Origin of the sequence: Serratia sp. Tan611, from assembly GCF_905188235.1 — a bacterium.
Classification (GTDB): Bacteria; Pseudomonadota; Gammaproteobacteria; order Enterobacterales; family Enterobacteriaceae; genus Serratia_B; species Serratia_B rhizosphaerae.
Map to the genome: position 1 here is coordinate 2720042 of NZ_LR994655.1, position 12522 is coordinate 2732563.

The window sequence follows — 12522 nt, forward strand, 5'->3', positions numbered from 1 at the left end:
ATGGTGTTCCGATACCTGACTATACTTGCTGCTTACACGGCTTATTTACTGAAAGAGTTTAACATTATCAGGAGAGCATTATGGCTGTAACAAATATCGCTGAATTGAACGAGCTTGTTGCACGTGTCAAAAAAGCCCAGCGCGAATACGCCAACTTCACCCAGGAACAGGTTGACGCTATCTTCCGTGCTGCTGCCCTCGCCGCTGCCGATGCGCGTATTCCGCTGGCCAAAATGGCCGTTGAAGAATCCGGTATGGGTATCGTTGAAGACAAGGTGATTAAAAACCACTTTGCCTCCGAGTATATCTACAACGCGTATAAAGATGAAAAAACCTGCGGCGTGCTGTCCGAAGACGATACTTTCGGCACCATCACCATTGCCGAGCCTATCGGTCTTATCTGCGGCATCGTGCCCACCACCAACCCGACCTCTACGGCCATTTTCAAAGCGCTGATCAGCCTGAAAACCCGTAACGGCATTATTTTCTCGCCGCACCCAAGAGCCAAGAACGCCACCAACAAAGCTGCAGATATCGTGCTGCAGGCGGCAATCGCCGCCGGTGCGCCTAAAGACATCATCGGCTGGATCGATCAGCCTTCCGTCGAGCTGTCCAACCAACTGATGCACCACCCGGATATCAACCTGATTCTCGCCACCGGCGGCCCGGGGATGGTCAAAGCGGCCTACAGCTCCGGTAAACCGGCCATCGGCGTCGGCGCCGGCAATACGCCGGTGGTGGTCGATGAGAGCGCCGATATCAAGCGCGTCGTCGCCTCTATTCTGATGTCGAAGACCTTTGACAGTGGCGTGATCTGCGCCTCTGAGCAGTCCGTGATCGTTGTCGATGAGGTGTATGACGCGGTGCGCGAACGCTTCGCCTCGCACGGCGGCTACCTGCTGCAGGGCAAAGAGCTGAAGGCGGTACAGGATATTATTTTGAAAAACGGCGGCCTGAACGCGGCCATCGTCGGCCAATCGGCGCCGAAAATTGCCGAAATGGCGGGAATCAGCGTACCGGCCAGCACCAAAGTACTGATCGGTGAAGTCAAACTGGTGGACGAATCCGAGCCTTTCGCCCATGAAAAACTCTCACCGACGCTGGCGATGTACCGCGCCAAAGATTTTGCCGACGCCGTCGACAAGGCCGAAAAACTGGTAGCGATGGGCGGCATCGGCCATACCTCCTGCCTGTACACCGACCAGGACAACCAGGCGGAACGTATCGCCTTCTTCGGCGACAAGATGAAAACCGCCCGTATCCTGATCAACACTCCGGCCTCGCAAGGGGGCATCGGCGACCTGTACAACTTTAAACTGGCGCCTTCGCTGACGCTGGGCTGCGGCTCATGGGGGGGCAACTCCATCTCGGAAAACGTCGGTCCAAAACACTTGATCAACAAAAAAACCGTAGCGAAGCGAGCAGAAAACATGTTGTGGCATAAACTTCCGAAATCTATCTACTTCCGCCGTGGCTCTCTGCCTATCGCGCTGGAAGAAGTGGCGGCCGATGGCGCAAAACGCGCGTTTATTGTCACCGACGGCTACCTGTTCAATAACGGCTATGCCGACCAAATCACCAGCGTGCTGAAGTCCCACGGCATTGAGACAGAAGTATTCTTTGAAGTGGAAGCCGACCCGACGCTGAGTATCGTGCGTAAAGGCGCTGCACAGATGAACGCTTTCAAGCCGGACGTGATTATCGCGCTGGGCGGCGGTTCGCCGATGGATGCGGCCAAAATCATGTGGGTGCTGTACGAACATCCGGAAACCCACTTCGAAGATCTGGCGCTGCGCTTTATGGACATCCGTAAACGTATCTACAAGTTCCCGAAAATGGGCGTGAAGGCGAAGATGATCGCCGTTACCACCACCTCCGGCACCGGTTCTGAAGTTACGCCATTCGCCGTGGTGACCGATGATGAAACCGGCCAGAAATACCCGCTGGCGGACTATGCCCTGACCCCGGATATGGCGATTGTCGATGCCAACCTGGTGATGAACATGCCGAAATCGCTGTGTGCCTTCGGCGGCCTGGATGCGGTAACCCACGCGCTGGAAGCCTATGTGTCGGTACTGGCAAACGAATATTCCGACGGCCAGGCGCTGCAGGCGCTGAAACTGCTGAAAGAGTATCTGCCGGTCAGCTATAAAGAAGGCGCGAAGAACCCGGTGGCGCGTGAGCGCGTGCATAACGCGGCGACCATCGCCGGCATCGCCTTCGCCAACGCCTTCCTCGGGGTCTGTCACTCCATGGCCCATAAACTGGGCTCTGAGTTCCATATTCCGCACGGTCTGGCTAACGCCATGCTGATCAGCAACGTCATTCGCTATAACGCCAACGACAACCCGACCAAGCAGACGGCCTTCAGTCAGTATGACCGTCCGCAGGCTCGTCGCCGTTATGCAGAAATCGCCGACCACCTGGGCCTGAGCGCTGCGGGCGACCGTACCGCACAGAAAATTGAGAAGCTGCTGGCATGGCTGGACGAGCTGAAGACCGAGTTGGGTATCCCCGCCTCTATCCGCGAAGCGGGCGTACAAGAGGCCGATTTCCTGGCGAAAGTCGATAAGCTGTCCGAAGACGCATTTGACGACCAGTGCACCGGCGCCAACCCGCGCTATCCGCTGATTGCCGAGCTGAAACAAATCATGCTGGATACCTTCTACGGCCGTGAGTTCAGCGAAGCTGAAGAAGCCGTAAAAGCGCCGGCCGCCGCCAAGGCGGAGAAAAAAGCCAAGAAGTAATCTTCCGCAGCTAAACACAAAAACCCGCCGTCAGGCGGGTTTTTTTATGCGATATCACGCTGCAGATTAATCCTCCGCGTGCATCGCCTCTTTGTAATGTTTGCGGCACACCGACACATAGCTCTCATTGCCGCCAATCACCACCTGAGCGCCCGCCTGCATCGCTTTGCCGTGTTCATCAAGCCGCAACACCATATTCGCCTTACGGCCGCAGTGGCAGATGGTTTTCAACTCCACCAGCTTATCCGCCCATGCCAGCAGGTACTGGCTGCCGATAAACAGTTCACCGAGAAAATCGGTACGCAGACCGTAACACAATACCGGAATATCCAGCTGATCAACCACGTCGCACAGTTGCTCGACCTGCGCTTTACTCAGGAACTGACTTTCGTCCACCAGCACACAGTGTACCGTCTGTTGCTGGTGCTCCTGATTAATCATGGCAAACAGCGACGTGTCATTATTATACAGCTGCGCCTGTGATGAGAGACCAATCCGCGAACTTACCTTCCCGACGCCAAAGCGGTGGTCAATCTCTGCAGTGAACACCAGCGTACGCATACCACGTTCTTGATAATTATATGAAGATTGCAACAGCGCGGTGGATTTCCCCGCGTTCATTGCCGAGTAATAAAAATAAAGTTGAGCCATGAGCCAGCAATTCCAGGTGGTATAAGAAATATTCAGATATCGATTCTGAGAATCAAGTGTATCACAAGCTGACGATGCGCCAGTATCGATAACCGCGTAGCGTAAAACGCCCTGCTGTCCCTCCCCCCCTTTAGGCTATTTACCGCCGGAGGATGGCCCACACACTATTAATTAATGCTAATGGTTTGCCCTGAGATAAAAGATACGGGCTACCCATTACGTTTAGATGTAACGCCGTATAGCCCAGACACCATCCTTGTTAGCTAAATAAATTACCCACAGGGCGCGAACTGCTATTTATAGTTCGTCATCCTCAAACATCACATCCTGACAAAATCTTTACGCATATACCCCTATTGTTTACATACCATCATGTCGGATTGACTCGTCAATGCAGAGGCTAATATCGATATAAAATGCAATTATTTCCCGGCAATGAAAGCCTGCAGCTCACAAACATGCACAATTGCTGTTGAAAAATTGGCTTAAAAAGCCCACCATTAAAACCGAACATAAAGCGGTGTAATAACCCGGACTGTTCCGAGTAATGGTTTTTAAATGGCATATTTGGGGACTCTTCGCAATTTGGCTATTGCAGAAAAGAAAAGAGCACTCTATTATTATCCAGACGCCCCCACCAATATAAATTGAGACTAGGACAATGAGCGAAGCCTTAAAAATTTTGAACAACATCCGTACTCTGCGCGCGCAAGCCAGAGAATGCAGCCTGGACACTCTGGAAGAGATGCTTGAGAAACTGGAAGTTGTTGTGAACGAACGTCGCGAAGAAGACAGCCAGGCTCAAGCAGAAATCGAAGAGCGTACCCGTAAACTGCAGCAATACCGTGAAATGCTGATTGCAGACGGTATTGATCCTAACGAACTGCTGCAGACCATGGCCGCTAAATCCGCTGGTAAAGCAAAGCGTGCTGCACGTCCGGCTAAATACCAATATAAAGATGAAAACGGCGAAACCAAAACCTGGACTGGCCAGGGCCGTACTCCAGCCGTGATCAAGAAAGCTATCGAAGAGCAAGGTAAATCTCTGGAAGATTTCCTGCTGTAATAGCGCTGCTTAATCGCATTAAAAAGGCTCCTGCGGGGGCCTTTTTGCTGTCTGTCGCCCTCTCGCAATATCACGTTTCGTTACGTGAAATGAGCCAGGCATGTCAAATGATGCCATAAGCGGAAATAGAAAAAGGGGCCGTAGCCCCTTTAATTTTCGCAGTAAGCAGCTTGTTTACTGCACGTGATAAAACGCTTTATACCAATCGACAAAACGCTTCACCCCTTCCTCGACGCTGGTCGCCGGCTTAAAGCCAATCGTGCTATACAGCTCCTTGGTATCTGCACTGGTATCCAAAACGTCGCCAGGTTGCATCGGCAGCATATTTTTATGCGCCGTCACGCCTAACGCATTTTCCAGCGCGCTGATATATTCCATCAGCTTAACCGGTGAACTGTTGCCGATATTATATACATGGTATGGCGCGGAACTGGTGGCCGGAGACCCCTGCTCAACGCTCCACTCGGCGTTCGGTTGCGGAATGATATCCTGCAAACGCACTATGGCTTCGGCAATATCATCGATGTAGGTAAAATCACGATGCATCTCGCCGTGATTATATACATCGATACTTTCACCGGCCAATATTGCCTTGGTAAACTTGAACAGCGCCATATCAGGGCGCCCCCACGGGCCATAGACGGTAAAGAAACGCAGGCCTGTGGTAGGTAAGCCATATAAATGCGAGTAGCTGTGTGACATCAGCTCATTGGCTTTTTTCGTCGCTGCGTACAGAGAAACCGGATGATCGACAGAATCCTCCGTAGAGAACGGCAGCTTGCGATTAAGGCCATAAACCGAACTGGAAGACGCGTAAAGCAAATGCTCAACGTTATTATGCCGACACCCTTCCAATACGTTTAAATGACCGATCAAGTTGGAATCGGCATAGGCCATTGGATTATCCAGCGAATAACGTACCCCGGCCTGAGCGCCAAGGTGAATCACCCGCTGAAACTGGTGTTCGGCAAACAATGTTGCGATCCCTTCACGGTCCGCCAGGTCCAGCTTGATAAACTGAAAGGCCGGATACCCGGCCAAAAGGTCAAGACGCGCGACTTTCAGGCTGACGTCATAGTAGTCATTCAGGTTGTCGATACCGACAACCTGATGCCCTGCGGTCAACAAACGCTCGGCAACGTGATAGCCAATAAACCCAGCGGCGCCTGTAACCAAAAATTTCATACTCACCTCTTAAATGACCGGCTGCACCGATGCACCACGGCCAATCGCATAGTATGTGAAGCCACGGTTTTGCAGACGCTCAGGATCGTACAGGTTACGGCCATCGAAGATCACCGGCTCCTTCAATGCGCCTTTAATCGCGTCAAAGTCCGGCGCGCGGAAGTTCTGCCATTCGGTGCAAATGACCAGTGCATCGGCGCCTTTCAGCGCTGCTTCTTTGGTCCCCATCAGTTTCAGATCGTCGCGGTCGCCATAGATGCGCTGCGTTTCGTTCATCGCTTCAGGATCATAAGCCTGCACGCTGGCGCCTGCTTCCCACAATGCTTCCATCAGTACACGGCTGGAAGCTTCACGCATGTCGTCGGTGTTCGGCTTGAACGCCAATCCCCACAGTGCGAAGGTTTTACCACGCAGATCTTCACCGAAGTAGTGTTTGATAAACTGCACCAGTTTGCTCTTCTGCTGGTAGTTCACCTGCTCCACCGCCTGCAGCAGTTTCGGCTGGTAGCCAATATTTTCAGAGGTGCGGATCAGCGCCTGCACATCTTTCGGGAAACAGGAACCGCCGTAGCCGCAGCCCGGGTAGATAAAGTGGTAGCCAATGCGCGAGTCGGAACCGATGCCCTGACGCACTTTTTCAATATCGGCACCCAGCAGTTCCGCCAGGTTAGAGATTTCATTCATGAAGCTGATTTTGGTCGCCAACATGCAGTTAGCCGCATATTTGGTCAGCTCGGCGCTGCGGATATCCATCAGAATCATACGATCGTGATTGCGGTTAAACGGCTCATACAGCTCACGAATCGGCTCGATAACATCTTTGTTATCCGTACCGATAACGATACGCTCCGGACGCATACAGTCGGCAACCGCCGCCCCTTCTTTCAGGAACTCAGGGTTGGAAACCACGTCGAAGGTCAACGTGCTGCCACGTTTTTCCAGCGTCTCGGCCATTACCTGGCGCACTTTATCTGCAGTGCCGACCGGCACGGTAGATTTGTCAATCACCACTTTATGATCGGCCATATGTTCTGCAATGGTACGGGCTACTGCCGTCACATATTTCAGATCGGCGGAGCCGTCTTCATCCGGCGGCGTACCTACGGCGATAAACTGGATGATGCCGTGTTCAATACCGGCTTTGGCATCGGTAGTGAAGTGCAACCGGCCAGCTTCATAGTTCTGCTGCACCAACGGGGTCAGGCCCGGTTCAAAAATAGGGATGTTCCCTTTCTTCAAGTTTTCGACTTTGCGCTCATCAACGTCAATACACATTACGTCATGACCAACCTCAGCCAGCACCGCAGCCTGTACCAAGCCTACGTAGCCAATACCAAAAACGGTTACTTTCATGGGAAATCCTAGTTTTTCAAATTAAGACGGAAAATGGATCAGATCTTTTCAGCGGCGGCAAACTGCTGCAACCACTGGGAAAATTCTTTGCCCAGGCTGGCATGGCGCAGCCCGTACTCGACAAACGCCTGCATATAGCCCAGTTTATTGCCGCAATCGTGGCTTTTACCCTTCAGGTGATAAGCCTCAACCGATTCTTTACGCATCAGCATATCGATAGCGTCAGTCAGCTGGATTTCATCACCGGCTCCCGGCGGGGTGTGAGCCAACAGCGCCCAGATATCGGCAGACAACACATAGCGCCCGACGATCGCCAGGTTGGACGGCGCCTGCGCCGGCGATGGTTTTTCTACCACGCTGACCATTGGCGCGCTTTCGCCCGGCTGCAGATCGTAACCTTTACAATCGGCCACGCCGTAGCTGCCGACGTTTTCCTGCGGTACCGGTTCAACCATAATCTGGCTGGTGCCGCTCTGTTCGAAACGCGTCAGCATGTCATGCAGATTGTCTTTGGTCAGATCCGCGCTGTATTCATCCAGAATGACATCCGGCAGCACCACCGCTACCGGCTCATCACCGACCAACGGATAGGCGCACATGATCGCGTGGCCCAAGCCTTTCGCAACCCCCTGACGTACCTGCATAACCGTTACGCCTGGCGGACAAATAGACTGAACCTCGTCAAGCAACTGGCGCTTCACGCGCTTTTCCAGCATGGCTTCCAGTTCAAAGCTGGTATCAAAATGGTTTTCGATAGAGTTTTTAGAGGAGTGCGTTACCAGAACGATTTCGTTGATCCCAGCGGCAATACATTCATTGACGACGTATTGGATCAGAGGCTTATCCACCAGCGGCAGCATCTCCTTCGGTATCGCCTTTGTTGCCGGTAACATCCGTGTGCCTAATCCAGCCACCGGGATCACTGCTTTTCTGACTTTCCGATTTAAAGCAGACATTATTCCTCTCTTAAACTACGCTCAATTTATGAGCTTTTATCCGTTATACAAAACTCTCGGAGTATACCAGCTAAATAGCAGCGAGCATTACCCCTTATTGAAATCGGGAGAAATTAGGACAATTACCCAAGTGCCGGGTTTACGATGATTATTAACCCTTAATTGCGTGGTAAATTATGTCGAATATATGGACACAATTGCGTATTCATTCCGCACTGAGCATCAAGCGTAATCGGCCACCCGTCCCCCACACCTGACACTGCCAAGCCGCGCAGCGCTGGCTGATTTGGTTCATGTAGGCCGCGCCCAGGGTGCCCAGCGGCACGCCGTTGCTCAGTTGTATTTGATTATCACCGGTATTGACGTTGGCGTGCAGGCCGGCAGAAACCAGAATCAGGTTTTTATATTCGGCATGGTAGTAACCAAGCAGCAGGGGAAATTGCCCATCCAATTTCCCCTGACGCAATAATTGATTAACTTGTTTTAACAATGTTGACATTTGCGGCAGACGGTGACGCTGATTAGCTAAATGATCTTGTAACAAGCCATTAAATAAAGCGCGCAATAATAACGCGGCCAGCACGCCATTATCGCCGGCGCGAGTGACATCCAGACAATAAAACGCCAAATCGTTCTCTGACAGCGCCGCGATATCCAATACCAGGCCGGGATTCTCACCGGTGGTCAACTGACGGTAATTTATACGACAATGGGCAATCGTCTGTTGAACCGGCGGCTGCAGCTGCTTCAGCAAACGCGCCGCCTCGGAAGGGTTCTTACTCAGCGCATCCCAGTCCTGCAGCAGGTCGGCTTCCTCTAACGCCGGTGAGGTGAACATATTGGGGTATAGGCAGGCCAGCACCGCTTCGCGCAGGCGATTAAGATCGGTTAACGGCTTCAGTAGTACATCCTGGACGCCCAGACGCAGCACTTTAGCGATATCCGCCATTTTATCGGTGGCCGAAATCACCAGAATCGGGATCTTGTCCCCTTGCAGACGCAGATGCTCAACAAACTCGATCCCGCCCATTTCCGGCATCGCCAGATCGCACAGAATCAGATCGGGCTGCACATCCTCAACGGCACTCAGCGCCTGTAAACCATTACTGGCCTCATGCGATTGCGCGCCCAACGATTTCAGATAGCCGACAAGCACCGAACGAAAGACCTGTTCGTCTTCAACAATCAAAATGCGCTTGCCTGTCAGTGGTAGTGCCATTAGCCGAGCCTCTTCCCTTTTCATGTTGTAATAGTGGCTCAAAATGGCCACTTGCGCCTGCCGGAAATCAGCCTGACGTTGCGCTTTGCCGTGAATCGCGGTAACTATTTTTGTTTTATCAACGGCAACAGCTGCTCAAGCTGTTTTTCCACCGCCAGGCTTCCCGCGGCGATAGCTTCCTCTGCCCGATGAAAATCCAGCGTGGATATTTGCGGACAGTAAGGTTGGATCAGGACATCCGGCGGATCGCCCGCCATACGGTTTCGTTTCAGACGATTCTCTAACACCTGAATCGATGTGCTCATGATTTCCATCGCGGTCGGCGTAAAGTTGGTTTTTTTGATGCGCATTTTACCGATACGCTCACGCAACCGTCCGCGCCAGTTATCCGCCATCGCCACCGGCTCCTCCGCTTCGCTGCGTACCGAAAACAGATCCTGCTGCATTAGATGCGCATCATGCTGCAAATCAACCGCGATGACGATATCCGCCCCCAGCGCACGGGTCAACGAGATAGGCACCGGGTTCACCACCGCGCCGTCCACCAGCCAGTAACCGTCGAACCAAACCGGCGACAGCAATCCCGGCATACTGCACGACGCCCGCACGGCCTGATGAATATCCCCCCGGGTTAACCATAATTCGCGGCCGGTGCTAAGGTTAGTGGCCACCGCGCCAAATTTCAGCGAACACTGTTCAATGTCGTTAATATTCAGCAGTTGCCCCACCGCATTAAAGACCCGTTCACCGCGCAGCAGGCCGCCGCGCCGCCAGGACAGATCCATCAGACGAATCACGTCCCAGTAGCTGAATGAGCGCACCCATTTCTCCATCGCTGGCAGCCGGTGACAGGCATAAGCCGCACCCACCAGCGAACCGACGGAACAACCAGCAACAATATCAGGCTCGATCCCCATTTTCTTCAGGGCATTGATGACGCCGATATGCGCCCATCCTTTGGCCGATCCCGCCCCTAACGCCAGTCCAATTTTGATTTGTCGCATGATCGTCCGCCTTCTGCCGGTGAAATTGTTTTGCACATTGCCTTAAAGGGTACATTGTCACCAATAAATATTGTTAGGTAACATATGCGCTCAATGTGTCTGAATATCGGCCAGTATCGACAATGGCCGCAGGTTTTAGGAGTTATTTTGTCTGAATTATGCCCCTGCGGCAGCGGCGCCGGGTACAACGCCTGCTGTGAGCCTTATATCAGCGGCGTTGCAACCGCACCAACGCCAGGCAAGCTGATGCGCTCGCGCTATACGGCCTATGTCAAGCAGCAGGTCGATTACCTGATCGCCAGCTGGCATCCGGATTGCAACGCCGCACAGTGGCGCGACGCCATCGTCGAAAGTTTTCAAACCACCCGCTGGCTGGGCCTAACGATTGTGGCGGAACAAAACGGCCGAGACGACGATGAAGGCTTCGTCGAGTTTATAGCCCGCTTTACCGACGGCGACCATGCCAGCCCTCAGGCCATGCATGAACGCTCCCGCTTCCTTCGCCAGGAGCAACGCTGGTACTATATCGACGGCACCCGGCCGCAACCGGGACGAAACGACCCTTGCCCCTGCGGCTCGGGGAAAAAATATAAAAAATGCTGCGGGCGTTAAGTTCGCGGTGAAAAGTACGCTGACGCCGGCAATGACCGGCGCTTCAGTATCAGACAGGATCCTCATCCATGCCACACCAAAATATACAACGTAAAGTATTACGCACTATCTGCCCTGACTCGAAAGGGCTGATCGCCAAGATCACCAATATTTGCTACAAGCATCAGCTCAATATTGTGCAAAACAATGAGTTCGTCGACCATCGCACCGGGCGTTTCTTTATGCGCACCGAACTGGAAGGCATCTTCAACGACAGCACGCTGCTGGCCGACCTGGACGACGCACTGCCGGAAGGCTCAGCGCGCGAATTGCACAGCGCAGGACGCCGCCGCATCGTGGTGCTGGTCACCAAAGAAGCCCACTGTCTGGGCGATTTGCTGATGAAAAGCGCCTACGGCGGCCTGGATGTTGAAATCGCTGCGGTGATCGGCAATCACGATACCCTGCAAACGCTGGTGGAGCGCTTCGACATTCCTTTCCATCTGGTAAGTCATGAGGGGTTGACGCGCGAGCAGCATGACCAGCAGATGATCGCCCAGATCGATCAATATCAGCCCGACTACGTGGTGCTGGCCAAATATATGCGCGTGCTGACGCCGGCATTCGTCCAGCATTACCCTAATCAGGTCATAAATATCCACCATTCGTTCCTGCCGGCGTTTATCGGCGCGCGCCCTTATCACCAGGCCTACGAGCGCGGGGTTAAAATCATCGGCGCCACGGCACACTATGTGAACGATAATCTGGATGAAGGCCCAATCATCATGCAGGACGTGATCCACGTCGACCACACCTATTCTGCCGAAGACATGATGCGTGCCGGGCGCGACGTAGAGAAAAACGTTCTCAGCCGCGCGCTGTATCACGTGCTGGCGCAGCGGGTGTTCGTCTACGGCAACCGAACCGTTATTCTGTAATCGTTACCCCGCCATCTCCTGCCGCTTGGTCGGCGGCGGGAGATTGCATAAAAACATCGCACTCTGTTCACAGATGCAGCGCCAAGAATAAAAAAACGGCAAACAATTCATTTTCTGCATTTCAATGCTTTACACCGGCGCTTCATTTGATATGATGCGCCCCGCTTACCGAGACAGCGCTTACGCAGCCAAGGTAGCAAGGGAAGCCGGTCAGCTTCCTGGTAGTTTAAAATTCGTAAAATCCACGAATTTCGTGGTGGGGTTCCCGAGCGGCCAAAGGGAGCAGACTGTAAATCTGCCGTCACAGACTTCGAAGGTTCGAATCCTTCCCCCACCACCATCTTCCTCTTTTCAAGAGGATGCTTAGCAAGCATTATGATGCAGTGCACTCATGTGCGTTACACCTTCTATGTTTGCGTCTACAATTTGTAAATCCATGAATATCATGGTGGGGTTCCCGAGCGGCCAAAGGGAGCAGACTGTAAATCTGCCGTCACAGACTTCGAAGGTTCGAATCCTTCCCCCACCACCATCTCTTCAAAGCTCTCAACGCATACCAGCGTCTCAAAAGCCACATAATTCTCCACACAGGGGGAGGATGAGAAGCTTCGATAAGGTTCGAGTTGAGCGTAGCGAAACAACGCGCTTCAGCGCGGCCCGAAGGGTGAGGAGCGTAGCGACGAATAATCCTTCCCCCACCACCATCTCTTCAAAGCTCTCAACGCATACCAGCGTCTCAAAAGCCACATAATTCTCCGCACTGGGGAAGGATGAGAAGCTTCGACAAGGTTCGCGACGCGCGCTGTTTTGCG

The 12522-nt window shown here is 53.0% G+C and carries 10 protein-coding genes, 2 tRNA genes and 1 other RNA gene; 7 read left to right on the forward strand and 6 right to left on the reverse strand.

Annotation, left to right across the window (positions count from 1 at the left end; translation table 11 throughout):
• The first annotated feature begins 80 nt into the window (after positions 1-80).
• Positions 81-2747, forward strand: a complete 2667-nt coding sequence (gene adhE / locus TAN611_RS12820; RefSeq protein WP_105231347.1) for a bifunctional acetaldehyde-CoA/alcohol dehydrogenase — start codon at positions 81-83, stop codon at positions 2745-2747.
• 66 nt (positions 2748-2813) lie between these two features.
• Here the strand turns inward: adhE and TAN611_RS12825 are convergent, their stop codons facing one another.
• On the reverse strand, positions 2814-3398 hold the full coding sequence (locus TAN611_RS12825; protein ID WP_105231348.1) for a thymidine kinase: 585 nt from the start codon (positions 3396-3398) through the stop codon (positions 2814-2816).
• Positions 3399-4059: 661 nt separating this feature from the next.
• On the opposite strand from TAN611_RS12825, the gene hns reads away from it, so the two are divergent.
• On the forward strand, positions 4060-4464 hold the full coding sequence (gene hns, locus TAN611_RS12830) for a histone-like nucleoid-structuring protein H-NS (RefSeq protein WP_105231349.1): 405 nt from the start codon (positions 4060-4062) through the stop codon (positions 4462-4464).
• Positions 4465-4638: 174 nt separating this feature from the next.
• On the opposite strand, the gene TAN611_RS12835 is transcribed toward hns, so the two are convergent.
• From TAN611_RS12835 to rssA, 5 genes are all read right to left on the reverse strand, one after another.
• Positions 4639-5649, reverse strand: a complete 1011-nt coding sequence (locus tag TAN611_RS12835) for an NAD-dependent epimerase (protein WP_105231350.1) — start codon at positions 5647-5649, stop codon at positions 4639-4641.
• A gap of 9 nt (positions 5650-5658) precedes the next feature.
• The gene (locus tag TAN611_RS12840) at positions 5659-7002 is read right to left on the reverse strand and encodes a UDP-glucose/GDP-mannose dehydrogenase family protein (RefSeq protein ID WP_105231351.1); all 1344 of its coding nucleotides are present in this window, start codon (positions 7000-7002) and stop codon (positions 5659-5661) included.
• Between the two features lie 38 nt (positions 7003-7040).
• Positions 7041-7958, reverse strand: coding sequence for a UTP--glucose-1-phosphate uridylyltransferase GalU (gene galU, locus TAN611_RS12845; protein ID WP_105231352.1), 918 nt, complete (start codon positions 7956-7958; stop codon positions 7041-7043).
• Between the two features lie 205 nt (positions 7959-8163).
• The gene (rssB, locus tag TAN611_RS12850) at positions 8164-9177 is read right to left on the reverse strand and encodes a two-component system response regulator RssB (protein WP_105231353.1); all 1014 of its coding nucleotides are present in this window, start codon (positions 9175-9177) and stop codon (positions 8164-8166) included.
• Positions 9178-9281: 104 nt separating this feature from the next.
• Complete coding sequence (gene rssA / locus TAN611_RS12855; RefSeq protein ID WP_203066538.1) at positions 9282-10181, reverse strand: patatin-like phospholipase RssA; 900 nt, start codon at positions 10179-10181, stop codon at positions 9282-9284.
• 147 nt (positions 10182-10328) lie between these two features.
• Here rssA and TAN611_RS12860 point away from each other — a divergent pair, with 147 nt between their 5' ends.
• From TAN611_RS12860 to TAN611_RS12880, 5 genes are all read left to right on the forward strand, one after another.
• Positions 10329-10793 (forward strand): YchJ family protein, encoded by a 465-nt coding sequence (locus tag TAN611_RS12860; protein WP_187044604.1) that lies wholly within the window; start codon positions 10329-10331, stop codon positions 10791-10793.
• Positions 10794-10861: 68 nt separating this feature from the next.
• Positions 10862-11710, forward strand: a complete 849-nt coding sequence (purU, locus tag TAN611_RS12865) for a formyltetrahydrofolate deformylase (RefSeq protein WP_105231356.1) — start codon at positions 10862-10864, stop codon at positions 11708-11710.
• A 255-nt stretch (positions 11711-11965) separates the two neighbouring features.
• Positions 11966-12050 (forward strand) — tRNA-Tyr (locus tag TAN611_RS12870).
• A 107-nt stretch (positions 12051-12157) separates the two neighbouring features.
• Positions 12158-12242, forward strand: a tRNA-Tyr gene (locus TAN611_RS12875).
• Positions 12243-12287: 45 nt separating this feature from the next.
• A non-coding RNA gene (locus tag TAN611_RS12880) (RtT sRNA) lies at positions 12288-12414 on the forward strand.
• The last annotated feature ends 108 nt before the right edge of the window (positions 12415-12522 follow it).